Raw genomic sequence first — 26204 nt, 5'->3', positions numbered from 1 at the left:
ACTTTCCGGAAATGATCGTCAACGGTTTTAGCCCGACATCGCCGGATTTCGGTATTGCCGCGTCGATATCAAGACCTCTCATAAACAGGATGCCAAAAATGCCCGAGAATACTTTTTCTCCGCTGCGCCGTACTTTGCTGGCCGCCACTGCCGCCGCCGGTGCGCTTGCGTTCTTCCCCAAAGCGATTTACGCCGCCACTGAAAACACGAAAATCCGCCCATTCAAGGCCCATATTCCTGATTCGGCGCTGGTCGACTTGAAGCGGCGTCTTGCCAATACGCGTTGGCCTGGCAAGGAAACCGTTGGCGACGAATCCCAGGGCGTGCGCCTCGCGCGCATGCAGCAACTGGTTCAATACTGGGGCAGCGATTATGATTGGCGCAAAGGCGAGGCAAAGCTCAACGGCTTTCCCATGTTCATCACGGAAATCGATGGGCTTGATATTCAGTTCATTCACGTGCGCTCGCGCCACGAGAACGCGTTGCCGATGATCATGACGCACGGCTGGCCCGGCTCGATTTTCGAACTGACCAAGGCGATCCGCCCGCTGACCGATCCGACCGCATTTGGCGGCAGCGCCGACGACGCTTTCCACGTCGTCGTGCCGTCCCTGCCGGGCTTCGGCTTTTCGGGCAAGCCGACCACGACGGGCTGGGGTTCCGACCATATCGCGCGCGCATGGGGCGAGCTGATGTCGCGGCTGGGTTACGAGCGTTTCGTTTCGCAGGGTGGCGATTGCGGCTCGGTCGTCTCGCATCGCATGGCGATGCAGCACGTCAAGGGATTGATCGGCATTCACGTCAATATGCCCGCGACCGTGCCGCCGGATATCGCTCGTGCGCTGGCGCTGAGCGAACCGGCTCCAGCCGGGCTTTCCGAAGACGAGAAGAACGCGTTCGACAAACTCAATGTGTTCTATCGTGACAATTGCGGTTATTCGGCGATGATGGTGACGCGGCCCCAGACCGTGGGTTATGCACTGGCCGATTCGCCGGTCGGTCAGGCAGCGTGGATGTACGACAAGATTTCGCAATGGACTTATAGCGGCGGCGTGCCTGAGCGCTCGTTGACGCGCGATGAAATACTCGACGATATTTCGCTTTACTGGCTGACCAATAGCGCGACTTCGTCGGCGCAGATTTACTGGGAAGATCACTCGAATAATTTCAACGCGGTGGATATTTCGCTGCCCACGGCGATCACCGTATTTCCTGGCGAGATTTATCAGGCTCCGCGCAGCTGGGCCGAACGCGCCTATCACAACCTCGTTTATTTCAACAAGGTCGATAAGGGCGGCCACTTTGCGGCCTGGGAGGAGCCGCAACTGTTTGCGCAGGAAGTGCGTGCGGGATTCCGTCCCATGCGCAAACTGGCGTAAATCAGGGCTTGGGGCTACGCGCGGGACTGAACCCCGGTAGCGCGGAACCTATACGTTCATATACTGGCGGTCACGTTCCACGTGCCCTATTCTGACGCTGCCGGGCAGGGCGTCGGCCGCCTTTCTGTTGCGCGTTCCTTCCCGTACGAATCGATTAGAACAGGAGAACGCCTATGAACGCGCACGCCATCGCCCCCGCCGGATCCTTCGACACTCGTGCGTGTGCGCTTGCGCGCTTTTCCTTCGATGCGTCGGCCCGGGCCTTGTGGGTGCTGCTCGCGCTTGCGTGTCTCTACGCGTCGTTCGCCACGCAGGCGCTCAGTTGGCGCATGCTGGTTAGCGTCGGCCTGCCGGTTCTGTTGCCTGCCTTGCTTGCGATTGCGCTTGTCGCGCTTAAAGTCGCTGAGTTGCGCATTCATCTTCAGCGTATGACCGACACGCTCGTACGCAACCCCGGCGAAGCAGCCGACACCGTTCTACCGGAGTCAATGGGGCCGACGCCAGTCGCGCACCTTGCTCGTGCCATCAATGCGTGCTCGCGCCATCGGGCGCGGCGTCAGGCGGAACTGCTGCACGTACTCGCCGCCTATGCGCACGATCTGCGCACGCCGCTCACGCGCATGAACATGCGAAGCGAGCTCGTCGAAGACGCAGCGCTAAGAGACGCGCTTGGCCGCGATCTCGCCGAAATGGCCGAACTGGTCGAGGGGAGTCTTTCGTGCGCGCGCATGCAGTGCAGCGCGGAAGAACCCATGCGCGCCGTCGATGCCGATGGCCTGCTAGATGCGTTGATTGCCGATTATCGTGACGCCGGGCGCCTCGTCAAACTCGAAGGACAGGTGGGGCGTGCGCTGGTGACGTGCCCGCATGCGCTGCGACGCGTGCTCGTGAATCTCATCGACAATGCGTTGCGCTATGGCGTGGACGTGCGTCTTTGCGTGCGCGTGGATGCTGAGCGTCTCGTGATTGCTGTGCTGGATTCCGGGCCGGGTATTGTTCCCGCGCGCCTGGATGCGGTCTTTGCGGCCTGGTATCGCGCACCGGAGACGGCAAGCGATGCGCACGGCAGCGGACTGGGCCTGGCGATTGCACGCCGCCTGACGCTTGCGATGCGCGGCGAACTTGAGCTGGCCAATCGCGCGACGGGCGGCCTGGAGGCGCGTTTGACGCTGCCGTTGTTGACAGCGTAAGCGCGCTGGCTAATTGGCTAATCCGCCGCGAGCGTGACCGTCACGATCGTCGTGCCTTGCAGGCGCTCGGCAAGATGGACGTGAGCGGGACGCTCGCTCCACCAGGCCGCGCGTTTGCCTCGCGAGCGATGGCCCAGTACGATCAAGTCGGGATTGAAGGTTTGCGCGTGACGCGTGACCACTTCGGCAATGCTGCCGAATTTTACGTATCCATTAGCCGCGATACCGATTTTCTCCAACTGGCTGACGGCGTCGCCCAGCGTCTGGCGGGCGTGCTCTTCCATATGCGTGTACGCGACATCGGAAAGCATGCCGCAGCAATTCGCGTTGGCGCGCTCGGCATCGACAATGGCGACGACATCGACGGGAGCGGACAATGCGAGCGAAAGCTGCGAGCAGCGCTCAAGCGCCGCGCGCGCTTCGCTCGTGCCGTCATAAACCAGAAGCATGCGGGAAAGGGAAGACATGGTGTGCCGATAACGTAACGGCGTCATGGCTGACGCCTGAATGAAGGTTGCGTCACCAGAACAGCCCGTTATGCGGATTTATTCCCTATCTTCGTTGCTTAGCCATCCTGTGTAGAAGGACGGGCGATCTGCTTGCCGATCTCAAGCAACTGACCGTCGTCCAGCGAACCGATCAAGGCGTAGCTGAGATTGGCGCGCCGCCAGGTCAGCACATTCATGCTTTCCACGCGCTGATGCGTCATCGTTGCGTCCGGCTTGTCGTCCTTCATCACGCACAAGGCGATGGGCAAACCGGCCTTGGGCAAATAGACGATCTGCACCAGCGGCTTGCCGTGAAAGCGCAGGCGCTGGATGCGCGTAAAGGTCAGGCCGGCAGCGCGCAGGTCGGGTATGTGGATCGGCACGCTGTCTTCTTGATGAATCTGCGCGACGACCTGCGAGGCCAAACTGGGTGCGGGTGAATCGAATGCGACCGTATCGCGCGTATAAAGCTGCTGATAGGTCACCGCCGCCGCGACCCATGGCGAAACGCCGGCCGCCGCTACGTGTTGTGCGTCGGCAGACGCGCCGCTTTCGGCGTGGGGCCAGTCGATCACGAAGCGCAATACAAATGCGCAACTGAGCGCACCCGCGGCGAACGTCATCGCGAGACGCGGCACGGAAAGGCCTGAAGACATGCGAAAGCGTGCGGCAAGACGCGAAAATACCTTGAATTTAGGGCTGGCATGAGAATCGCAGTGACTGGCTTCGTGCGCGCCGGCGTGCGCGCGACTGAGTTCAGCCAGCTCGATCTTGAGCCGCTCGGGAACGGCGGGGAGCTTCTGGTAAGCGAACGCCTGCCGATAGTTGAGCGCGGAAGCCGCGAATAGCGCCACACGCTGCGCGATCTCGGGCGATGCGCTGATCGACTGCTCTACGTCCTCGCGTTCGCGCGGCGTGAGTTCGCCGTCAACATAAGCCATGAGCAGGATGTCATCCATAGTCATGCGCCAATTTCCTTGCTGGTCGCTGCGCGTGTTGCGCGTCCTGCTTTTTTCTGTTCGCTGAACAGCGCGCCAATCGCCTGGCGTGCCCGGGAAAGCCGGCTCATGATCGTGCCGATCGGCACGTCCAGTGCTTCGGCGGCTTCGCTGTAGCTCAATCCTTCCACGGCCACGAGCAGCATGACGACGCGCTGCGTCTCCGGCAACTGCTGCACGGCCCGAATGATCTGGCCGTTCATCGCCTGTTCCTCCGGCGTCTTCGCGGAAGGATCCGGGACGGTCTCCAGCAATCCTTCGTCCCATTCCGTGCCCGAGCGGTTGCGCACGCCGCGCGCACGGACTTCGTTGAGCCAGGTGGATTGTACGATGGAGAACATCCAGCTCAGTGGCGACGTGCCCGGTTGAAGCTGGTGCGCGCGCTCCAACGCGCGCACACAGGCGCGTTGCACGAGATCTTCGGCGTCGTGCTGATCGCCCGAAATGCGCAGCGCGAATGCCCACAGGCGCGGCAGCATGGACGGCAGCTGCGCGGACAGTTCAGCAGCCGTCATCGTCCTGATTGAGTTCATGTGTCGACGATAGGGGTAAGCGGCGAAACCGTCGCCTTGACCAGAACACCCGGCGGGTGAAGGAAATTCCATCCACGACGGCTTTCGCGGCCTTCGACCAGGTGACGTCGAATCGGGCGCATGAGGCGTTGCAGACCCGTGCATTTAAACGGCGCCAGGTATCTGCTATATGTCTGATCGGACGTTTATTGAAAACCTTTGTATCAAGGCGCGAAAAGCAGATACATGGCGACACAAGTCCGTCCGCGCGGCAATGATGCGAACGCAATGGAATGGAGTGCTACGCATGAGTGTTCTGGGTCATGAGGCAAATTGATCAAGCGACGATCTCCGGCGCTTTCTTCTCTTTCATGAACACGGAATGCATATGCGAAACGAGCTCGCGGATATTCAAGGCACTCAGAAACCAGGGGCACCAGAACCCGCATTGATCCGCAAACTGGGCGCCACCGAACATCTGTTCTGGTTGATCGACCGGAATCGCCCGATTCATTTCACGCTGGTTGCGCAGATCGACCAGGTATTCGCGCCGCAAGAATGGCGCGCGGCGCTGCGCGCAGTCCAGCAGCGCCACCCGCTGCTTAGCGCACGTATTGCGATCGGCGCCGATTCGGCTCCGGCCTTTCACCACGATGTCGAGGCGCAGATTGCCTTGCGGCTGGTCGATGACGCGCCGGCGTCGTGGCAAGAGGAAGTGCGCCGGGAAATGGCCACGGCGGTGGACTGGTCATCGGCATCGCTTGTGCGCGCAACGGTTTTGCAGCGTGACGGACATTCGACCATCGTCCTGACTGCGCATCATGCGGTGCTGGACGGGCTGGGCGGTGCGTATCTGATGGAAGACCTGCTGCGAGCGTTGTCGGGCGCGACGCTCAAGGCGCAGCCGCTCGTCGCGCCGCTCGAAGGCATTCTACGAGCGCAAATGGAGGTGGCAACCGTGTCGGGCGAGATGGCGCCGGCGCCCGAGGCCAAGGCATTTCGCGCCGTTTCAGGGGCATGCCCTGACGTCGCGACGCTCGCGCTCAGTGCGCAACTGACGCACGCGCTGATCGAACGTTCGCGCAAGGAACGCACTACGGTGCACGGCGCAATTGCGGCGGCGGTTCATGAGGCGGGGCGGCGTCTGTCGCAGGGCTGGCGCGAGCGGCCCATTCGCACCGTGACGCCGATCGACCTGCGTAAATCGGTCGATGGCGTGAGCACCGCCAACGGTGTCTACATCACGCAGACCATTACGATAGACGACCGTGAGCTCGGTGCGCCGTTCTGGAATGCGGCTCGCGATGTCAAGGGACAGCTTGCTCCCGCGCAGAGTCATGAATTGGTTGTGCGCGAAACAAAAGCGCTCGATGGCTTCATGGCCTCGAATCCGTCGGTCGACGACGCAGCAGGCTTTCTCTCGCATATGCTCGCGTTCGACGTGCTGTTGTCCAATCTGGGCAGTGAGCCGATTGGCCTGGCGTACGAGGGCTTTGCGCTGGAAGCGTTGTGGGGGCCGTTCGTGAGCTCGGGTTTCGCGGACGACCAGGTCGTCGGCGTCTGCACGCTTGGCGGCGTATTGCGTCTTGCCCACACGAGCTATGACGCGATGCCGGGCTTGCTCGACGAAGTGCAGCGCGTATTGAGCGAGGCCGTGGCCGCTTGAAGCGCCAACAGGCGCGCGCCGGACAAACCGGCGCACGCCAACTGCGATCAAGCCCGCAGGATCAGGGTGCTGCGTAAAGCGTCAGCTTCGTTGCAACCGACTCGACGCCGGGCACTTTCGATGCGGTGTCCTGAGCAACCTGGTCTTGCGATTCGTCGAGAATCGTGCCTGCCAGGATGATCTTGCCGGTGCGCTTGTTGGCGAACACGGCGATGTCCGTATCGTTCAGGTCTTTGTTCTTGTACAGCGCGTCGTGTACCTGCTTCGCCAGCGCGTGGTTGGCGGCGCGGTCGGCGCGCATCTGGGCGCGAAGCTGGGCCCTGGTCGGAGCAGCCGTGTCGGCCGCGGGCGTGGCGCTCTGTGCGAGAGCGGCCGTGGAGAGCAGCACGGCGAGTGCGCCCGTCAGTACCTTGTAGCGAAGCGTCATGTAATCACCTGTTGACTTGAGGGATGAGCGGGAAGTCGTCATTGCGGGTCTTGTCCCGTCGAGAAGCATAATCTGCGGCTCCTGGCATCTCCATCAGACGTTCGGTGGCTCACCCTATACGAAAGTCAACAGGGCGTCATACGTTGGGTTGGTGGTGCGGGGTGCGAGTGAAGGCGCGAAAAATAGGGGTGTTGCAGGACGATTTACGTCGCGAGGCTGGTGGCGATGGCGTCGGCAAGATCGTTGCCCCTGACCGGCTTGATCAGGAACGCGATAGCACCGTTCTCCAGGGCCTGTTGCTGGAGTGCGGGCATGGGATAGGCAGTAATGAAGATCGTGGGCAGGCGAATACCGGCGTCGATCATGCGCAGAAACATCTGGACGCCGGTCATTCCGGGCATCTGGACATCCGATATGACGCAGTGGGGCTGCCGGTCGCCTGTTGCGTCGCCTATTGCGGCCAGCATGTCCGTTGCGGACTCGAATGTCACGACGTCATAGTCGAATGAGCGCAGGAAACTGGACAGCCCGCAGCGCACCGATGGGTCGTCGTCGACCACCCAGATCACGTGTGGCGTACACAAAGCATTTCTCCCTTGTCGTGCTGGGGCGCGGAATGGCGATGTGATTTGTGATCCGTCGCGTGTACCCGGCCCAAGCTTACAGGAGACCTCCAGTCGCCAAAATTATACGGAGGTATAGATAGGGTTAGCCGCTATCCGTGGGTAATATGCTGCAAGGATAGAGCCGCCAGGCCCGCGCCATCTCGCTCAGCCAAAGACGCTTACATAATGATTGCAAATAATCGCGCCTGCCAGGCGCGAGGCATTCCCTTGTACTGACGCCTGAAATCAGACACCGGAGGAGCTTGGCATGCCTATTCCCGAGAGCGATCGTGAATCAGGACGACATGGGGTGAACCGCGCCGTAATGGGATCGCTGTCGCCAATGAGTTTCGAGGCAAACGGCGCCGCGAATCGAATCTGCGCGGAACCCGCTGGATCCATCGTATTTGTCGTCGACGATGACGAGTTGCTTCGCGACGCGCTCAAGGGACTGCTGGAATCGGTGGGGTTTCATGTCGAGACCTTTGCCTCCACGGCGCAGTTCTGCGAGCGTGCACGCGCGGATATTCCGAGTTGCCTGATATTGGATGTGCGCCTGAAAGGCGAAAGCGGACTGGAATTCCAGAGGTGGGCGGCGGCCAATGATATTGTCATGCCCATCATATTCATGAGCGGCTATGGCGACATCGAAATGTCGGTGCGCGCCATGAAGGCCGGGGCCATCAATTTCCTGGCCAAGCCGTTTCGCGACCAGGACATGATCGAATCCGTGACCGAAGCGCTGGATCGCGACGCCGTGCGCCTGGCGAAATACCGGCAGGCAAGCGAGTTGAGGGAGCAGTTCGCGACCTTGACGCCGCGCGAGCGCGATATCGCCATGCTCGTCGCGGCGGGTTATATGAACAAGGCCGCCGCGAACGAACTGGAACTCAGCGAAATGACCGTGAAGATTTACCGTGCGCGCGCCATGAAAAAGCTGGCGGCGCGCACCACGGCGGAACTGGTGAGAAAGATTCGCACGTTGCAACTTGCCCGCGGGTAATCGCGGTTGCGGCCACGCGTGTGGTGAAAATAACCGGCAGGGCTGCATGGGGACGGTAATGGACAAGAACGCAATGCAGGTTGCGCCGATAATCGAAGGCGGAGTGGTCTACGTGATCGACGATGACGAGTCGATTTGCGAGGGCCTGTCCAGCTTGCTGCGCTCGTCCGGTTTCGTTGCCCGTACTTTTACGCGCATCGACGACTTTCTGCGTGCACCCAAAGAAGACCTGCCAGGCTGCCTGCTGCTGGACGTGCGCTTGCGCGGCGAAAGCGGCCTGAGTTTTCAGCAGAGCGCGAGCCGCTACGAAATCGACATGCCGATCGTCTTCATGACGGCGCATGGCGATATTGAAATGTCGGTGCGGGCCATGAAGGCCGGCGCGATCGACTTTCTCACCAAGCCGGTTCGCGAGCAGCGCGTGATCGATGCGGTGTCGACGGCACTGGGCCGTCATGCGGCGTGGCGCGAGCGCGCCCGCGCGGAGGCGTCGCTGCGCGCGCGTTACGACCTGTTGACCTCGCGTGAGCGCGAAGTCGTGTCGTACGTGGTGGAAGGCCTGCTGAACAAGCAGATTGCCGGCGAATTGAAACTCAGCGAAATCACGGTGAAGATTCACCGCAGCTCGGCGATGCGCAAGCTCGAAGCGCAATCCGTCGCCGATCTCGTGAGAAAAATGGAAGTGATCAGCGCCTCGCAATACGCGAACAATTGAACGTGCTGAGTGAAAGCGCTCACGCACGCGCAGCGATTAGTCTTGGGGAGACGTATGGCAGCAGGAGCGGGGCGGCTTCCGATCGCCGATATTCCGGGTTGGGAGGCGACGGGCGCCGCAGAAATTCACGGACGCATCTTGACTGCGGAAGTGCTCCAGCGCGAGGGCGACGTGGTGATGGTTCGCGTCACGACCGATGCGTGCGCGCAGCCGCTTATCGTCAAGGCGCCCTCCGAGGAACGCGGCTCTCGCGAGCTGCTCGCATCGTTCGAGAACGAACACGCCCTGCGAGTATCGATTGACGCGCAATGGGGCCTGCGTCCGCTGGGGCTGTTTCGCTCTGGCAGCCAGTTTCTGCTTACGTTGCAGCATTGCGACGGCGCGCCGCTGAGCAGCGAGATCGGCCCCGGCTGTTCGCCCGGCCGCTTCCTTGCGCTTGCGACGTCGCTTGCGGCTGCGCTCAAGAGCATGCACGCGTGCGGCATCGTGCACCATGAAGTGCGCCCAGCGAATATTTTCGCGGATACCCAATCGCGCGTCTGGATCACGGGATTTGGCAGCGCTAACCGCATTGATGGCCAACCTGTGGGCGGCAGCGATAGCGGCGTGATATCGGGCTACCAGTTGCCTTACCTCGCTCCCGAGCGCACGAGCGTCCTCAATCAGCGCGGCGACCCGCGCAGCGATCTCTATTCGCTCGGCGTCCTGCTGTATCAGTTGCTTTGCGGACATCTGCCGTTCGATGCGCAGGGGCGCGACGAATGGATCTATTCGCATCTCGTCACCACGCCGCGGCCATTGAGCCGCACGGTGCCGGATATTCGTGCGGAGATCGAATTCGTCATCAACAAGCTGCTGGCCAAGTTTGCCGACGACCGTTACCAGAGCGCCGCCGGCGTGGAGGCGGATCTCCAGCTTTGTCTGGAAGAAGCCGCCCACGGCGCGGAAGGCCCCGCCGCGCGATTCGGCCGGGCCGATCATAACGCGCCGGTGCTTTTCCCCGTGCGGACATATGGGCGCGAGCGCGAACTTGAGCAGCTTCACGGTGCGCTCGAACGTGTGCGCAAATCGGGCGAAGCCGCCGCGGTGATTGTCGAAGGCGATCCCGGCGTCGGCAAGACGTTCCTGATCGAAGAGTTCAAGCGCAATATCGGCACGGCGGGCGTGCATTTCACGCTCGGAAAATTCGATCAGTACAACGACAGCGTGCCCTATGCGGCGTTTGTCCAGGTCTTGCGCGGACTCGTGCGCCCGCTGCTGGGAAAGTCCGCGCCTGAAATCGCGCTCTGGAAACAGCGCTTCGACGAGGCCGTCGGCAGGAGTGGCGCGCTGATCGTCAGCCTGGTGCCGGAGATCGCGGCCGTGGTGGGCGCACAGCCCGAGGTCGAGGCATTGCCGCCGCAGGAAGCGACCAACCGCTTCATGATGACCCTGAAGCGCTTCCTGATGCTGTTTTCCGACCGTCAGCGCCCGCTCGTATTGATGCTCGATGACGTGCAGTGGCTCGATACGGGCACGCTCGATATCATCGATGGACTTGCGTCGGACACCGAAATTAATAATCTGCTGCTGGTGCTCGCGCATCGAAGTATCGATCCGGGCCGTTCGCGCGTGGCAAGCGAACGCCTCAACAGCATCCTGTCCGCTCGCAAGGCGACGGCCAGAATCGGCCTGTTGCCGCTGACACACGCGGACATCGTCATTCTGATTTCGGAGGCGCTGGGCGCGCAGCCCGAGGCCGTGACGCCGCTCGCTTCGGTGATCTTCGAAAAGACGGCGGGCAACCCCTTCTTCACGATCGAGTTCCTGCGCGAGTTGATGCAGGAGCGGCTGATCGTTGCCGCTTCGCCCGGCGAAGGCTGGACGTGGGATATCGACCGGATCCGCGACAAGGGCTACACCGACAACGTCGTCGACCTGCTGACGTTGCGGCTGACGCGCCTGAATGACGAGACCAAGCAGGTGCTGGCGTTCTTTGCCTGCGTGGGCGGCACGACGCGCATCGGCGCGCTGGCGCGCGTGCTGGGCGCAGATAGCCAGACGGTGCAGGAAACGCTGCAGGAGGCGGAGCATGCCGGTCTTGTCTCGCGCAAGGGCGATGCCTACCGTTTCGCGCACGACCGTGTGCAGGAAGCTTCGTACGCGCTGCTCGACGAAGCGGCGCGCGAGCGTGCACATGCACAGATCGGCGCGAGGCTGCTCAGTACGATGTCCGGGTCGCCGGGCGCCGCCGAGGTATTCGAGGTGGTCGGGCACTTGAACCGCTCGCAGCGCATCCTGTGCCGCGAAGACCTGGCACGGCTCGTCGAACTCGACGTGATGGCGGGCAATGCGGCCCGCGTGGCGGCCGCCTGGAGTTCGGCGCGCGAGTACCTGACTCACGCGCAGAATCTCATCGTGCAACGCGGCGTGAGCGCGGCGCATATCGACGTGTTTCGCTTGCAGCTCGACCTGGCCGAATGCGAGTACCTCACGGGCGACTACGCGCGCGCAACCGAAACCGCGCGCAATGCGGTTCGATGCGCGGGCAACCAGTTGCAGCGCGTGAGCGCGCGGCGCATGGAGATTCGCGTCCATCAGGCGTCGGGCGACTATCGGCGTGCGGTGGAGACGACGCTCGAAACGCTGGCGCTGCTGAAGATCGACGTGCAGGAAGCGAGCAGCGACCCGACATTCGTCGCGCAGAAGCTCGCGGCATTGCGCGAGCAATATCCGCCGCACGAAGTCGCCGCGCTGGCGACACGCGGCTGCGTGGAGGACGCCAGGCACGACGCCGTGATCGGCCTGATCGTCGATGCGATTCCCAGCGCTTATATCTGCAAGCAGGAGCTGTTTCCGCTGCTGGTCATCAAGGCAGCCGAGTTGTGCCTCGCGCGCGGAAACTCGCGGCTGGCGGGCTATATCTACGCGATTTACGCGCTGCTGCTAGTGGGGGTCTCGCGCGATTTCGAACTGGCCCTGCGTTTTTCCGAGCTTGCGCTGGCAGTCAACGAACGTCATGGCGAAGCACGCTTGACCGGCACGCTGCTGCATTTGCACGGCAACCATATTCTGATCTGGCGGCGGCCGTTTCGCGCGGCGATACCTGTCTTGAGCCATGCAATGAGCCATTGCGTGGAAGCCGGCGATTTCATTTACGCGGGCTATATCGCCTTCGAAAGCATCTGGCAGGCATACGAGCGCGGCGAGCACCTCGACGAGGTGACGCGCCTGTGCCGCGAGAACCTGCGCTTTGCAAGCGAACTGCGCAACCAGACGATCTGCGCCACGATCGAACTCGAACTGAAGTTCCTGCTGCGCTTGCAGGGCGTGGAAGCCGTCGAGGCCGTGGATTCGGACATGGCCGCCACGCCGGAACAACGGCTTGCGTTCCTGCACGAAACGCAGTTTGGTTGCGGGATTGCCTTTGCAGCGATCATGGAAATGAAGGCCGATTGCCTGCGCGGCCGGTTTGCCGATGCAGTTGCGCGCGCAAGGGAAATCGAGCCGTTGCTGGGCGCCGTGATGGCCATGCCGATCGAGGTGACCTATTACTTCCTGCGTGCGCTCGCACTCTTGCGCGTGCTGGATGACGAGCCGCAGGAAGCGCAGCGCAGCCTGATCGAGCGCGAACTGGCCGACGCCATCGGGCGGCTCAAGGCGTGGGCGCAGGGCGCGCCTGAGAACTACGGCAGCCGCTACGCACTGGTCGTCGCCGAACAGGCGCGCCTCGTAGGCGACTATGCGCAGGCGGAGCAGGAATACGAACGCGCGATCGAACTCGCGCGCGAGAACGGACAGCCGCATTACGAGGCGATGGCGCGTGAATGTTCAGCGCACTTTTACCGGCAGCGCGGGTTGACGTCGGTGGCGCATGCCTGCTTGCGTTCGGCGCGCGACGCCTACGCGCTATGGGGTGCGGACGCAAAGGTGCGCAGCCTTGAGCAGGAATATCATTTCCTGCGCGAAACCGCGCATTCCACGCGCCATGCCGCCGGTCAGGCCGCGCTGTTAGGCACGGTCGATGTGGCCGCGATGGTGCAACTGTCCCAGGCGGTGTCGAGTGAAATCGACCTCGACAAACTGGTGCACGCATTCATGCAGCTTGCAGTGCGCCACAGCGGTGCGCAGCGCGCATTGCTGATGCTCTGGTCGGGCGAGCGCCTGCAGATTGCCGCCGAAGCAGGTTACGAAGGCAATGGCATCATCGTCGAAGCCAGGGAAATGGATCTTTGCGAATCGCTGGCGCCGCTTGCTGTGATTCGCCACGTCATGCGGGCGCACGAAACGGTCGTGATCGACGATGGCACGGAGCCCAACGACTTCTGCGACGATCGTTACCTGAGTTCGGGGCGTTGCCGCTCGCTGCTGTGCATGCCCCTGTTGCGTCATGCGGGGCTGGTGGGCGTGCTCTATATGGAAAATGGCGTCACGCCTTTCGTATTCGATGCCGCGCGCGTCAAGCTGATGAATATGCTGGCGGCGCAGGCGGCCATTTCCATCGAGAATGCGCGGCTTTATTCGGAGCTCAAGCGCGAAAACGTCGAGCGCCGTCATACCGAACAGCGTTTGCGCCGCAGCGAGGCTTTCCTGGAGGAGGGCCAGCGCATCAGCAAGACCGGCACGTTTATCTGGAACACGGTGACGGGCCGCCTGCTGTGGTCGCGCGAAAACTACGAACTCTGGGGCATTGAATTCTCGTGCGAGCAGCCGACCATCGAAATGTGTCTCGCGCGCGTGCATGTCGACGACCATCCACGCTTTAAAGAGATCTTCGTACAGGCGGTCACTGAAGACGCGCTCTATCGCTTCGAATTCTCGACCGTCCAGGACGATGGCAGCTTGCGCCGCTTGCAGGTTATTTTCCGCCCCTGGTCGGGCGGTGAAAAAGGTACACGCGAATATATTGGCTCGACGACCGATATTACCGACCGGCGCGCATTTGAAGATGCTTTGCGGCGCAGCGAGATGTACCTTTCGGAAGCGCAGCGGCTCAGCAATATTGGCAGCATCGGCTGGAATGTCGATTCGCGCGAAATGACGTGCTCGGCGCAGACGTATCGCATCCTCGAAATGGACGAGCCGCTGCACGCGCATATGGGCCTGATCCTGGAGCGCATTCATCCCGACGACGTCGACCAGGTCAGGCGCGCGCTGCGCGAGGCCGAAGAGGGCGCATCGATTATCGAGGCCGAATATCGCGTGCAGGTCGCGACCGGCGCACTCAAATATCTGCGCATGGTGGCCAGGCCCATCGCGTCCGTTTCGCGCACCGTGGAGTATGTGGGCGCGCTCGCCGACATGACCGAGATTCATCAGGCGCAAAATGCCCTGCTGCGTGCGCAGGCGGAACTCACGCACGTCACGCGCGTGTCGACGCTGGGCGAACTGACGGCGTCGCTTGCGCACGACCTGAAACAGCCGCTCATGGCCATCATCACACACGGCGAGGCGGGCATGCGCTGGCTCAATCGCGCGGTGCCGTCAATCGACGAGGCGCGCAACAATCTCGCGCGCATCGTGAGCGACGCGGATCGCGCCAGCGAGGTCATCAATCGCCTGCGTGCGCTCGCGCGCAAGGAGCGCTCGAACCGCACGCCTATCGACCTGACGCAGACCGTGACCGAAGTGGTGGCGCTCGTGCGCCAGGAAATGGAGAAGCATGATATCCGCCTGCGCGTGGTGGGCGGCGACGATTTGCCGAAAGTGGCCGCCGACAAGATCCAGATTCAGCAGGTGGTGATGAACCTGGTGTTCAACGGCATGCATTCGATCCTGCGTTCGTCGGGCGGCACGCGGGTGCTGAAAATCTCGGCGGAACTGGCGGGTGCGCAGTCGGTGCGCGTGAGCGTGAGCGATTCGGGCACGGGCATCGCGGGCGATATCGTCGACAGGCTGTTCGAGCCGTTCTTTACGACGAAATCGGACGGCATGGGACTGGGGCTGTCCATTTGCCGCTCGATTATCGAGGAGCATCGCGGCTCCATCTGGGCGTTCAATAACGACGATGGCGGCGCGACGTTCTGTTTCGAATTGTGTGCGGCGGAAGCGGGCGCGGCCGACGGCGTGGCGGCGTGAGCGCTGCGACCCGTGCGTTTCGCTTCTAGCCCTGCGCCGCGATGGCGTTCTGCACATGCATCTCCAGGACGCTCCCGCTCACGGGTTTCGTGAGAAACGCGCGCACGCCCATCGACAACGCTTTGGCTTCGACCCCGGCGGTGGGATAGGCCGTGATCAGCACGAGCGGTGTGCGTATGCCCATATCGAGCATGCCCTGGTACATTTGCAGGCCCGACAGGCCCGGCATCTGAAGGTCGGAAACGATGCACGCGGTGCGGTTATACGCCAGCCAGCGCAGTACGTCGGTGCCCGATTCGAAGGTCTCGACTTCATATTCGAAAGAGCGGAGCAAACTGGCGAGGGCGACCCGGACTGACTGATCGTCGTCGACCACGCAGACGTGATGAGCGGCTGACACGCATGATCTCCTGAACAGCGATGTCGCGATGGAGCGGAATTCCAGCGCGTATCGACAGGATCGATATTAATGGCGGAATTCGTCAGGCGGAATCATACGCTTGTATAGCGTGGCGAAAATGCAGGCGTGAGGGCGCCAGACGCGCTCGCTGCGCTCAGGGTGCTTGAAGCGGCTCGGCCTTGACGGTGGCGAGGCGGGTGCCTGCAAACGGGTCGTCGCGCCAGTCCACGCCGGCGGGCTTGTTCGATGGTTTTTCCTGGGCCTTGCGAACCGAAAAATGTTCGAGGGACTGTCCTGCGCTGGTCGCCTGGACCACCCATTGCGGGGCTGCGCCTTCTCCGTCCCATCCATTGCCAAAGGCATCCCGATACTTCACCGCGAGAACACGGCGTTGATCTTCTGCGATCGATGCGGCGATCGCCTCGGGCGTGATATTGAATTCGGCCATCCTGCGCTGGAGGTAGGCCACGATGCTGTCGCGCTTTCTTTCATCCATTCTGGTTGTCTCCGCCTGCAACGAATCCGTCGTGCAGGCCGGTGTAAATCATACCTCACCAGGATAACACAAGGGACAAAGCCTACTATGCCAGGCGCATCCATTAATTATTGTGGGAAAGGTAACGTAACGGCGCATGCCGTATTCCAGCATTTGCCCCGACTCAAGAAGGCCGGCCCGGTGCCGATATGCATTAACCAAACGGTTAATTTTGACGCCGTGAACGCCGTGTTTCCAGACCTTTTCGAGCCGAAATGAAAGTCTCAACCAAGCTGATCCTTCTCGTGGGCACCGCGCTCGTCGGTGTCGTTTGCATCGCCGCGCTGACCCTGTCGCAATTGAAACAGTCGCTGGTTGAAAGCCGGCAGCAGGAAATCAGCAACCTGCTGCTGAAAGCCGAGCATCTGGCGCTTTATTACCAGGCTCAGGAAGCGCAGGGAAAACTCTCGCGCGCCGATGCGCAAAATGCCGCAAAAGCGGCCATTAGCGAGTTAAATGCCGATAGTAAAAGCTACTACTGGATCACCACGACGGACAGCATCAACCTCGTGCATCCGAATCCGGCGCTGATCGGCACGAAAACCGGCGGTAATCGTACGACGATTGGCGACCTTACCGACACGCAGGCGTATGCGCAGGGCCTTCAAAACCAGCATATTGCGCTCGTGGACGTGTTGATTCACCGCTCGGCCAATAGCCCGCTCGAACCGAAATTGCAGGGAGTGGTAGCGATTCCAGCGTGGCAATGGTGGATCGGCACGGGATTCTTTTACGACGATATCGACGCCGCGTTCTGGCGTGTCGCGCGCATCATGATCGTGATTGCCGTGCTGATTTTCGCGGTGGTCGGCACGATGGCGTGGCTCATGACGCGCAGTGTCCGCCGCGCGCTCGGCGGCGAACCTGCCGATGCCGCCGCGCTGGCCGCGCAGATCGCAGCGGGCAATCTCACGGCGCCTGTCTCGCTGGCGCATGACGACCGGTCGAGCCTGATGTACGCCCTCAACGAAATGCGCGGCCAGTTGCGCGAGCTGGTGCAGGGCATCCAGCAGTCGAGCGATTCGATCGCCACGGGTTCGTCGGAAATCGCGCATGGCAATGCCGACCTTTCGCAGCGCACCGAGGAGCAGGCCGCGTCGCTCGAAGAAACGGCCGCGAGCATGGAGCAACTCACGTCGACGGTCAAGCAGAACGCCGAAAACGCGCGCCAGGCGCGTCAGCTCGCGATGCTGGCATCCGAGGCCACGGGACGCGGCGGCAGCGCCGTCAGCGAGGTGATCGAGACCATGCAGGGCATTGCCGACGAGTCCCGGCGCATCGGCGACATTATCGGCACGATCGAGGGCATTGCATTCCAGACCAATATTCTGGCCTTGAACGCGGCCGTCGAAGCCGCGCGTGCGGGCGAAGAAGGCCGCGGCTTTGCGGTCGTGGCCGGTGAAGTGCGGGCGCTCGCGCAGCGCAGCGCGGCGGCGGCGAAGGACATCAAGGGCTTGATCGGCTCGTCGGTGGCGCGCGTCGATGTGGGTTCGGGCCAGGTCGCCGTAGCCGGTGAGCGGATGCGCGAAATCGTCCAGTCGATCTCGCGCGTGAGCGACATCATGGGCGAAATCGAAGCCGCGACGGTCGAACAGAGCACGGGCATCGAGCAGGTCAACCTGGCGGTTTCGCAGATGGATACCGTCACGCAGCAGAATGCGGCGCTGGTGGAGCAGGCGGCGGCGGCCGCGGCGGCGCTCGATGAGCAGGCGACGCGTTTGCGCTCGACGGTAGGGGTGTTCCGGATTGCCGCATAAGCGCGGCATTGCCTGCTTTCGCGGGCCTGTTGCAGCGGTGCAAAAAAAGCGCGGTCTGTTACGACCGCGCTTTTTAGCTTAAGAAACTCAGCTATAAACGGGGAAGCGCTGGGTCAATTCGGCGACCAGCCCTTTGACGCGCTCGATCGTTGCTGCGTCTTCCGGATTGTCGAGCACGTCGGCGATCAGGTTGCCGACCTGCTCGGCTTCCTTCACGCCAAAGCCGCGCGTCGTCATCGCCGGCGAACCCAGGCGGATGCCGCTCGTCACGAACGGCTTTTCCGGGTCGTTCGGGATCGCGTTCTTGTTCACGGTGATGTGCGCGCTGCCCAGCACGGCTTCTGCCGCCTTGCCCGTGATGTTCTTCGCACGCAGGTCGACCAGCATGACGTGGCTTTCCGTGCGGCCCGAAACGATGCGCAGGCCGCGCTTGACCAGCGTTTCAGCCAGCACGCGTGCGTTCTCGACCACTTGCTGCTGGTAGGTCTTGAATTCCGGCGATGCGGCTTCCTTGAACGCCACCGCCTTGCCGGCGATCACGTGCATCAGCGGGCCGCCCTGGATGCCGGGGAAAATCGCCGAATTGATGGCCTTTTCGTGCTCGGCCTTCATCAGGATCACGCCGCCGCGCGGGCCGCGCAGGCTCTTGTGCGTGGTCGTCGTGACGAAGTCGGCGAACGGCACCGGGTTCGGGTACACGCCCGCCGCGATCAGGCCGGCGTAGTGCGCCATGTCGACCATGAAGTACGCGCCAACGGCCTTCGCGACTTTGGAAATACGTTCGAAATCGATGCGCAGCGCGAATGCCGACGCGCCCGCGATGATGAGCTTCGGCCTGGTTTCGTGCGCGCGCTTCTCCAGCGCGTCGTAATCGATATCTTCGTTCGCGTCGAGGCCATAGCTCACGACGTTGAACCACTTGCCGCTCATGTTGAGCGCCATGCCGTGCGTGAGGTGGCCGCCTTCGGCGAGGCTCATGCCCATGATGGTGTCGCCCGGCTTGAGCACGGCGAAGAACACGCCCTGGTTGGCCTGCGAACCCGAGTTCGGCTGCACGTTGGCGGCTTCGGCGCCGAACAGCGCCTTGATGCGGTCGATCGCGAGCTGCTCGACGACGTCGACGTTTTCGCAGCCGCCGTAGTAGCGCTTGCCCGGATAGCCTTCGGCGTACTTGTTGGTGAGCTGCGAACCCTGCGCGGCCATGACGGCGGGCGAGGTGTAGTTCTCCGACGCGATCAGTTCGATGTGATCTTCCTGGCGGCGATTTTCGGCTTCGATCGCGGCGAAGAGTTCGGGATCGATATTCTCGATGGTTGAGACGGCTCGTTTGAACATGTCTTTTCCAGTTTCAGTGTGACGAGGCCGCCGCACTTAGTGGCTAATGGCGGCGATGTCAGCGGGTTAGGCTCTCAGGTTCTTGCGCTTTTTATGGGGCTGCGCTGCGCTGGCAGCACTGCGGCTATTTAAAGCCAGGCGGGGCGCGCCAAGATAGAACGATTGCGACAAGCCGAAGGGACGGGCGCTTATTCCACACGCTATGCGCGCGTCATTCCTCACACGCCATCACTTCCTGAACCGGAGGACGCGCGAGGCGATACGCGCTGGGCGAAGCGTCGAATTCCTTGCGGAATTCGCGCCCGAGATGCGATGCGTCCGAGAAACCGCACGACATGGCGATATCGGCGACGGTTCGATCCGAACCCGTGAGCATCCATGCGGCCATGCGCACGCGCATCTGGCGGCCATAGACATTGGGCGACTTGCCGGTCTCGGCGATGAACAGTCGTTCGAGCTGCCGCACGGACGTATCCACGCGCCGCGCCAGTTCCGTGAACGGCAGCGGATTCGCGATGTGCTGCTCCATGATGAGGATGGCGCGGCGCACCTTGGGATGCGAAGCGGGATCGAGACCGGGCGGGTACGGTTGGGGCGCGTTGCCGCGCTGCGCATCGTCGACGATCAGGATGCGCTGGGCCTTTTGCACGATCGACGCATCCAGGTGCCGCAACAGGATCGCAGCAGCCACGTCGATCGACGCCCGCCCGCCCGAGCAGGTAATGCGCCGCCGGTCGATCACAAACAGGCGGTCGGCGATCAGGCTCGATTCGGGAATCGTCGGGAAACGCTCGACAAAGTCCCAGTAGTGAAACCAGCTCACGCAGATGCGGTAGCCGTCCATGACGCCTGCACGCGCCAGCGCGAACGCGCCCGTGCAAATGCCCACGAGCGTCGCGCCGCTTGCCGCCGTGGCGCGAATGAAGCGATGCGTTGCCTCGCTGGCGGAAGGGCCGGAATGGAGCAGGCCGCCCACGACCAGCAGGTAGTCGAATGTACCGGCATCGTCGAAAGTCGCCCACGGCGTCACCTGAATCCCGCAACTCGCGCGAATCGGCGCGGGCGATTCCGCCACGATTGTCCACGTGCATCGCACGGGGCGACTCAGGTCGCCGTCGTCGCTGGCAAGCCGCAGCAGATCGACAAAGCCCGAGAAAGCCGTCAGCGTGAAATTGGGCAGCAGGACAATGCCGAAGCGAATTGGCCGTCGCGGTTCCTGGTGGTGAGGGGCGATCAGGTGAGGCATGGAATACGGTCAATCAACGAAAAACCCAGGGCGCCGATTTTCAATTCGGTATCCTATGTTTATGGGGCGAGGCACATTCGAAAACCGGTCGGCGCATGGGCGCGCCGACCGGCAGAATCAGGGAATCAGGCGAAACTCAAAGGCACTTCCAGCCCTTCCGGGATGGCGTAGTCCGTCATGTGGCGGCGCGAAAGCTCCCAGTGGGCGCGCACCAGTTCAGCGGCGCGCTCGGTATCGCGGCGCTCGATGGCGTCGATGATTTCGTCGTGCTGATGCGCTGCCTGATGCATTTCCTGCTGGGTGTTGTCGCTGGCCGGGTAGCGATAAAACGTCTTGCCCAGGCGGGCGTGATCGATCAGCAAACGGCGCAGGCTGGGCATCAGGTAATCGTTTTGCGCCATCGTGCCGATCTCCAGGTGGAACTGGTCGTTATAGAGCACCCGGTTTTCCACGTCGTTGGCGTCGATGGCCTCGCGAAAACGCTTCTGGATTTCGCGCAGTTTCGCCACGTCGGCGGCAGTGGCGTTGGCCGCCGCGAGTTGCGTCGTCGCCACGTAAATGAGCGGCGCGGCCAGGAAGAAGCTGCGCAGCGAGTGGTAGTTCATCGACGAAACCCGCGCCGCGCGGTTGGCTTCCAGTTCGATATAGCCCTCGGCGGCCATCTGGCGCATGAGTTCGCGCACAGGAGGGCGCGACAGGCCGAATTCGTCGCACAGGGCCAGTTCGTCCACCACGGCGCCAGGCTTCAGTTCCATGCTGACGATGCGTCGGCGCAGGGTCTCGGCCAGGACGGCCTTGCGGTCGGTGGGGACGTTGCTGTCGTTCTGGGATTCGTCGGGGCTCGTTTTCATCGCGATTCTCTGTCTACCTTTTGTGTACTATAAATCGCCGAGTCAAAAATCTCCAGACGACGCGCCCGCCCGGGCGCCTAGACTCGCTCCTCGATGCTTTTGGACTCGGTGACGGCACGTGTTTTAGCCGGGCGCGGCCGGGTCGCGATCCAGCACAGGATCGAGCCTGCGCACACCATTAACGCGCCGTGCCAGAACGCGTCGGACAGCGGCGCGTGCAGCAGCGTGGCGGCCAGCGCGGCGGATATCACCGGAATGAAATAGGACGCGCCTGCGAGCACCGTGGCATTCCCATGCAGAATGCCGATGTTCCAGGCCGCGTAACCAAAGCCCATCGCCGCGGCGGCCAGGAACAGATAGATCATCGCGTGCATATCGAAGTGCATTGCGCCGCCGCCTTCGAGCGCATATTTGAGCCAGAGGACGGCCGACACCAGCATGAAAAAGGGCGTGACGCCGTTCTTGCCTTTCGCGAGCCGCGCCGTCACTGTGCAATAGGCGGCCCAGATCAGCGCGCCGCTGAACGCCAGGCCATAGCTCAGCGGATTGTCCCTGACGTTCTCCAGCATGCCCGCGAGATCGATGCCCTGGTCGCCGCCCAGCACCCAGCCGATGCCCAGCATCGACAGCACGAAGCCTGGCACGACCAGCAGATTGGCCTTTTGCTTGTTGAACAGGATGGCGGCAACGAGCGTGAAAGTCGGCCAGAGATAATTGACCATGCCGACCTCGATCGCCTGCCTGCCGTTATTGGCGTAGCCGATCGACAGCGAAAGACAGAGTTCGTAGGCGACAAATAGCACGCTGCCCCAAATCAGGTAATTACGCGGAAATTGCCTGAGATTGGGGAAGCCGACCGTCAACGCGAGAAAAGCGGAGGAAACCGTATACATCATGGCGGCGCCGCCGGTTGCGCCGAGACTTTCGCTGACGCCGCGAATCAGGGCGACGATCGACGCCCACAACATGATAGCGACGAGCCCAATGAGCGTTGCCGTATCCTTTTTCATGCTTCGAACCTGCCTGGGTAAATCACTGCCTTATTGCCTTTCCCTGCGGTTTCGCCGTGGCCAGCTTGCATGGCCAGCCACGGCGAAACCGTCGAATGCCCCTGACGCGGCATCGTAATGTCGCGTCAGGCGGGTCTACGCATTCACACGGGCACGTCAATCCAGATCGTCTTGATCTCGGTGTACTGGTCGTGCGCCCAGACCGACTTGTCGCGGCCGCCAAAGCCCGATTCCTTGTAGCCGCCGAACGGTGTTGTGATATCGCCTTCGCCGAAGCAGTTGACGGTCACGACGCCCGCGCGAATTTCGCGCGACAGGCGGATCGCGTGATTCAGGTTGCTGGTGTAGACCGAGGCGGCCAGACCATAAACCGAGTCGTTGGCGAGTTCGATGGCTTCGTCGATGTCCTTGAACGTCGTGACGGACAGCACCGGGCCGAAGATCTCCTCCTGGAACAGGCGACTCGTCGACGCCACGCCGTCGACGACGGTTGGCGCCACGAAAATGCCGCGTTCCGTATCGCCGCCGAAGGCGACGCGCAGTTGCTCCGCCTGGGCCTGCTCCAGATAGGAGCGGACTTTTTCGAAGTGCGTCTGGCTGACCATCGCGCCGATGCGGTGTTCCGGATCGAGCGGATCGCCCATCTTCCATTCGCGCATCTGCACGCCGATGCGTTCGAGCAGGGCGTCCTTGACGTCCGCGTGCACGATCAGGCGCGAGGAAGCCGAGCAGTTTTCGCCCATGTTCCAGAACGCGCCGTTGACGACGTGCTGCGCGACGGCGTCCAGGTCGTCGGCGTCCTTGAGCACCACGGCCGGATTTTTGCCGCCGCACTCTAACACAATGCGCTTGAGATTGGACTCGGCGGCATAGTGCAGGAAGCGTCGGCCCGTGGCGGTGGAGCCGGTGAAGCTCACCATGTCGACGTCCATGTGCAGGCCCAGCGGCTCGCCGACTTCCTTGCCGCCGCCCGGCAGCACGTTGAAGACCCCCGCGGGCACGCCCGCTTCGTGCGCGAGTTCGGCCACGCGCAGCGCGGTGAGGGTGGTTTCCTTGGCGGGCTTCACGACGATGGAGCAGCCAGCCGCAAGCGACGGGCCGATCTTCCACGCCAGCATCAGCAGCGGGAAGTTCCACGGCAGCACCAGGCCGACCACGCCGATCGGCTCGCGCACGACCAGCGATAGCGCGTTCGACCCGACCGGCGCGGTGGCGTCATAGATCTTGTCGATCAGTTCGGCATGCCAACGAATCGTGTGGATCGTCTCGGGCACGTCGGTGTTCTGGCATTCGCGGATCGGCTTGCCGCTGTCGAGGCTTTCCATCGTCGCCAGTTCATGCGCGTTCGCTTCGAGCAGGTCGGCGAACTTGAGCAGGATCGACTTGCGGCGCGAGGGCGGCAGGGTGCGCCAGCGCCCGTCCTTGTACGCAGCGCGTGCGCTGGCGACGGCGCGATCGACGTCCGCCGCATTGCACGCGGCAATTTCCGCGAGCACTTCGTCGGTGGCCGGGTTGGTGGTCTTGAACGTTTCGCCCGAAACCGACGGCTGGAACGTGCCGTCGATGAAGGCCTGAGTCGGAAATTCCAGCTGCGCGGCGAGCGCAGCGTATTCCGTGGCGCTGAGCAGGTCGGCCATCAGACGTGGCCTCCGGTGACGGCTGCGACTTCGCGCTTGAGTTCGGTGACGATCGCTTGCAGGCGTTGCTTCTCGTCGTCGTTGAGACCCTTGAGCGGGGCGCGCACGCCGCCGCTGCGCAGGCCGACGATCTCGCAGCCGTGCTTGATCGACTGCACGAACTTGCCTTCTTCGAGGAAGTCCATCAGCGGCAGCATCGCGGACATGATGCGGCGGCCCTTCGCGAAATCGTTTTCCACGGCGCAGGCCTGGTACAGCGCGATGTGTTCGGCGGGCAGGAAATTGGAGCCTGCGCAAACCCAGCTACGCGCGCCCCATGCGAAGAACTCCAGCGCCTGATCGTCCCAGCCGCACGACAGGCCCAGTTGCGGGAATTCGCGCGCCAGCATATGCAGTTGACCCGTCTGGCCCGAGCTTTCCTTGATGGCGACGAAATTCTTCGACGCGGCGAGCACGGTGTTGAAAAACTCGCGGCCCATCGACACGCTCATGCGGCCGGGGTAGTTGTAGAGCATGATCGGCAGGTCGGCGGCGCGGTCGATCGCGAGCGCGTGCCCGGCGTTTTCCTGCTCGGTCGGCAGCGCGTAGGGCGGCGAGCCGACCAGGATCGCGTCGGCCTTGATCGCCTTGGCGGCTTTCGCGTATTCGACGGAATCTTCCGTGCGCACCGCGCCCGTGCCGATAATCAGCGCGGTGCGCGAGCCGATCACTTCCTTCGCGAGGCTGCCCAGGTCGAAGCGCTCCTGCGCGGTGTGCGCGTAATACTCGCCCGTCGATCCACCGATGATGATGCCGTGCACGCCCGCGGCGACCAGCGATTCCAGCACGTCGGCAAAGGCCTTTTTGTCGATCTGGCCGGCCGCGTCGAGGGGCGTGATGGCCGGAGTGTAGATGCCTTCAAAGTTCATGATGTCGTTCCGTATAAACAAGAATGAGGGGGATAGCCGATCGATGTGATCGGTGTTTCAGTGATTCAGCGAAGCGGCTTCCTGGAGACTGAGCGAGCGCGTTTCCGGCGCGAGCGCAAGCGATGCGGCGAGACCGACAAAGGACACGGCGGCCGCTGCATACATGGTGTTGCCGATGCCGATGCTATTGAGCGCGATGGGCACGAGCCACGTGCCGATTGCCGCGCCGATACGCGAGAGCGACGCGCCCATGCCCACCGCGAAGGCGCGAATATCGGTCGGGAAAATCTCGTTGGGATACACGAGTTGCAGCACTTGCGCGCCGCCGATCAGCACCGCATACGCGCCGAACAATACGAGAATCAGAATGGCCGATCCGTTCGAGCACGCGCCCAGCGCGAGCAGCGCAAGCGCCGACCACAGGAAGCTGTGAATCACCATCGCGCGGCGGCCAATCGTATTGATGATGCGCGTGGCGATGATGCAGCCGACCACGAACAGCAGCGTGATCGCCACCGAGCCAAGCGACTCCCATTGGCCGGTCAGGTTCAGGGCTTCAAGCACGCGCGGCGCAAACGAATAGACCGCAAACACCGGGATCACCGAGCAACTCCAGAACAGCGTGACGAACAACATGCGCTTGCCGTAACCGGAGTGCAGCAGCGCCAGCAGCGACGTCTTTTTTTCTGCCGTTTCTTCAGGCAGGTTCTTCAGCGAGAACGACGGGCCGTAGACCTTCTTGATGATGGCCTCGGCTTCCGTGCGGCGACCCTTGCTGAGCAGCCAGCGCGGTGACTCCGGCGTGCCGATGCGCACGATGAACAGCACGAAGCCGATCGCGGCGGGACTCGCCAGCACCCAGCGCCATGCGTCGGGCGCGCCGCCGCTCAGAATCAGGTTGCCGACGATATAAGCGAGCGCCGCGCCCAGGAACCAGATGATCGTCAGCAGCGCGAGGCGCGGGCCGCGGTACTTGCGCGGCATGAATTCGACCAGCAGCGAACCGGCCACGGGATATTCAATGCCCACGCCCACGCCGATCAGGAAGCGCAGCGCGAACAGCGCCTCGCCGGAATGCACCCACAGTTGCGCGAGCGAGCAGACGAAGAAGATCACGGGCCCGAAAAAATAGGGCTTTTGTCGACCAAGCCGGTCGGACAGCCAGCCGCCCGCAAAGCCGCCAACGAAGATGCCGATGAGCGCAGACGCGGCCACCATGCCCTCCCAGAAGCTGGTCAAGCCGAGCGCTGCGGAAAACTGCACCATCGCCACGCCAATGATGCTCAGGACATAACCATCCATGAGCCAGCCGCCGCTTGAGCGGATGGTCAGCAACTGATGGAACCCATTGAGCGGGACGTCCTCGATGGATACGTGATTGTTCGACATGCCAGTCTCCTTCCATGAAATGAGGCGCCATGTTTCGGGATCCGAACCATGTTTTCTGCGCGCTGTGCTTCGTATAAGGTGCGATCGGTCTCTATG

Annotated in this window: 21 protein-coding genes; 7 read left to right on the top strand and 14 right to left on the bottom strand. The window is 62.4% G+C overall.

The window, feature by feature from the left end; genetic code table 11:
- Positions 1 to 98: 98 nt before the first annotated feature.
- Both BBA01S_RS05530 and BBA01S_RS05525 read left to right on the top strand, forming a co-directional pair.
- Positions 99 to 1379, top strand: coding sequence for an epoxide hydrolase family protein (locus BBA01S_RS05530; protein WP_027815561.1), 1281 nt, complete (start codon positions 99 to 101; stop codon positions 1377 to 1379).
- A 173-nt stretch (positions 1380 to 1552) separates the two neighbouring features.
- Positions 1553 to 2569: a sensor histidine kinase gene (locus BBA01S_RS05525; RefSeq protein ID WP_027815560.1), complete on the top strand. Its 1017-nt coding sequence runs from the start codon at positions 1553 to 1555 to the stop codon at positions 2567 to 2569.
- A gap of 17 nt (positions 2570 to 2586) precedes the next feature.
- On the opposite strand, the gene BBA01S_RS05520 is transcribed toward BBA01S_RS05525, so the two are convergent.
- The 3 genes from BBA01S_RS05520 to BBA01S_RS05510 all read right to left on the bottom strand — a co-directional run bounded on the left by BBA01S_RS05520 (position 2587) and on the right by BBA01S_RS05510 (position 4570).
- The gene (locus BBA01S_RS05520; RefSeq protein WP_245641427.1) at positions 2587 to 3036 is read right to left on the bottom strand and encodes a universal stress protein; all 450 of its coding nucleotides are present in this window, start codon (positions 3034 to 3036) and stop codon (positions 2587 to 2589) included.
- A gap of 98 nt (positions 3037 to 3134) precedes the next feature.
- Complete coding sequence (locus tag BBA01S_RS40150; protein ID WP_042296036.1) at positions 3135 to 4022, bottom strand: anti-sigma factor family protein; 888 nt, start codon at positions 4020 to 4022, stop codon at positions 3135 to 3137.
- Entirely contained in the window at positions 4019 to 4570 is a 552-nt protein-coding gene (locus tag BBA01S_RS05510; RefSeq protein ID WP_027815558.1) for an RNA polymerase sigma factor, read from the bottom strand. The genes BBA01S_RS40150 and BBA01S_RS05510 overlap by 4 nt, the downstream gene beginning before the upstream one ends.
- 445 nt (positions 4571 to 5015) lie before the next feature.
- On the opposite strand from BBA01S_RS05510, the gene BBA01S_RS05505 reads away from it, so the two are divergent.
- Entirely contained in the window at positions 5016 to 6233 is a 1218-nt protein-coding gene (locus BBA01S_RS05505) for a phthiocerol/phthiodiolone dimycocerosyl transferase family protein (RefSeq protein ID WP_245641426.1), read from the top strand.
- A 61-nt stretch (positions 6234 to 6294) separates the two neighbouring features.
- On the opposite strand, the gene BBA01S_RS05500 is transcribed toward BBA01S_RS05505, so the two are convergent.
- Together BBA01S_RS05500 and BBA01S_RS05495 are read right to left on the bottom strand one after the other, a co-directional pair.
- The gene (locus BBA01S_RS05500) at positions 6295 to 6660 is read right to left on the bottom strand and encodes a BON domain-containing protein (RefSeq protein ID WP_027815556.1); all 366 of its coding nucleotides are present in this window, start codon (positions 6658 to 6660) and stop codon (positions 6295 to 6297) included.
- A gap of 203 nt (positions 6661 to 6863) precedes the next feature.
- A complete protein-coding gene (locus tag BBA01S_RS05495; protein WP_245641425.1) occupies positions 6864 to 7220 on the bottom strand; it encodes a response regulator transcription factor in 357 nt (118 codons plus the stop codon).
- 313 nt (positions 7221 to 7533) lie between these two features.
- Here BBA01S_RS05495 and BBA01S_RS05490 point away from each other — a divergent pair, with 313 nt between their 5' ends.
- From BBA01S_RS05490 to BBA01S_RS05480, 3 genes are read left to right on the top strand one after another with little or no spacing between them, the layout of a single operon-like run.
- The gene (locus BBA01S_RS05490) at positions 7534 to 8268 is read left to right on the top strand and encodes a response regulator transcription factor (protein WP_245641424.1); all 735 of its coding nucleotides are present in this window, start codon (positions 7534 to 7536) and stop codon (positions 8266 to 8268) included.
- A gap of 58 nt (positions 8269 to 8326) precedes the next feature.
- Positions 8327 to 8983 (top strand): response regulator transcription factor, encoded by a 657-nt coding sequence (locus BBA01S_RS05485; protein ID WP_042296030.1) that lies wholly within the window; start codon positions 8327 to 8329, stop codon positions 8981 to 8983.
- Positions 8984 to 9037: 54 nt separating this feature from the next.
- Positions 9038 to 15040, top strand: a complete 6003-nt coding sequence (locus BBA01S_RS05480) for a trifunctional serine/threonine-protein kinase/ATP-binding protein/sensor histidine kinase (RefSeq protein ID WP_042296029.1) — start codon at positions 9038 to 9040, stop codon at positions 15038 to 15040.
- A 25-nt stretch (positions 15041 to 15065) separates the two neighbouring features.
- Here the strand turns inward: BBA01S_RS05480 and BBA01S_RS05475 are convergent, their stop codons facing one another.
- The gene (locus BBA01S_RS05475; protein WP_027815551.1) at positions 15066 to 15440 is read right to left on the bottom strand and encodes a response regulator transcription factor; all 375 of its coding nucleotides are present in this window, start codon (positions 15438 to 15440) and stop codon (positions 15066 to 15068) included.
- A 154-nt stretch (positions 15441 to 15594) separates the two neighbouring features.
- Positions 15595 to 15936 (bottom strand): H-NS family nucleoid-associated regulatory protein, encoded by a 342-nt coding sequence (locus BBA01S_RS05470; protein ID WP_027815550.1) that lies wholly within the window; start codon positions 15934 to 15936, stop codon positions 15595 to 15597.
- 254 nt (positions 15937 to 16190) lie between these two features.
- On the opposite strand from BBA01S_RS05470, the gene BBA01S_RS05465 reads away from it, so the two are divergent.
- A complete protein-coding gene (locus BBA01S_RS05465) occupies positions 16191 to 17732 on the top strand; it encodes a methyl-accepting chemotaxis protein (protein ID WP_027815549.1) in 1542 nt (513 codons plus the stop codon).
- An 87-nt stretch (positions 17733 to 17819) separates the two neighbouring features.
- Here the strand turns inward: BBA01S_RS05465 and glyA are convergent, their stop codons facing one another.
- The 7 genes from glyA to BBA01S_RS05430 form a co-directional block, all read right to left on the bottom strand.
- The gene (glyA, locus tag BBA01S_RS05460; protein ID WP_027815548.1) at positions 17820 to 19067 is read right to left on the bottom strand and encodes a serine hydroxymethyltransferase; all 1248 of its coding nucleotides are present in this window, start codon (positions 19065 to 19067) and stop codon (positions 17820 to 17822) included.
- A gap of 211 nt (positions 19068 to 19278) precedes the next feature.
- Entirely contained in the window at positions 19279 to 20313 is a 1035-nt protein-coding gene (locus BBA01S_RS40145; RefSeq protein WP_042296027.1) for a GlxA family transcriptional regulator, read from the bottom strand.
- 125 nt (positions 20314 to 20438) lie between these two features.
- Positions 20439 to 21164: a GntR family transcriptional regulator gene (locus tag BBA01S_RS05450; protein ID WP_027815547.1), complete on the bottom strand. Its 726-nt coding sequence runs from the start codon at positions 21162 to 21164 to the stop codon at positions 20439 to 20441.
- 77 nt (positions 21165 to 21241) lie between these two features.
- Complete coding sequence (yddG, locus tag BBA01S_RS40140) at positions 21242 to 22174, bottom strand: aromatic amino acid DMT transporter YddG (RefSeq protein WP_042296024.1); 933 nt, start codon at positions 22172 to 22174, stop codon at positions 21242 to 21244.
- A gap of 143 nt (positions 22175 to 22317) precedes the next feature.
- Complete coding sequence (locus BBA01S_RS05440; protein ID WP_027815546.1) at positions 22318 to 23811, bottom strand: aldehyde dehydrogenase; 1494 nt, start codon at positions 23809 to 23811, stop codon at positions 22318 to 22320.
- On the bottom strand, positions 23811 to 24719 hold the full coding sequence (locus BBA01S_RS05435) for a dihydrodipicolinate synthase family protein (protein ID WP_027815545.1): 909 nt from the start codon (positions 24717 to 24719) through the stop codon (positions 23811 to 23813). The genes BBA01S_RS05440 and BBA01S_RS05435 overlap by 1 nt, the downstream gene beginning before the upstream one ends.
- Before the next feature lie 57 nt (positions 24720 to 24776).
- Positions 24777 to 26108, bottom strand: a complete 1332-nt coding sequence (locus BBA01S_RS05430) for an MFS transporter (RefSeq protein WP_027815544.1) — start codon at positions 26106 to 26108, stop codon at positions 24777 to 24779.
- Positions 26109 to 26204: the final 96 nt, after the last annotated feature.

The sequence above is a fragment of the Paraburkholderia bannensis NBRC 103871 genome (assembly GCF_000685015.1).
In the GTDB taxonomy this organism is placed as follows: domain Bacteria; phylum Pseudomonadota; class Gammaproteobacteria; order Burkholderiales; family Burkholderiaceae; genus Paraburkholderia; species Paraburkholderia bannensis.
The sequence above is the reverse complement of the archived record's forward strand: the minus strand, read 5'-3'. Positions and strand labels throughout refer to the sequence as shown.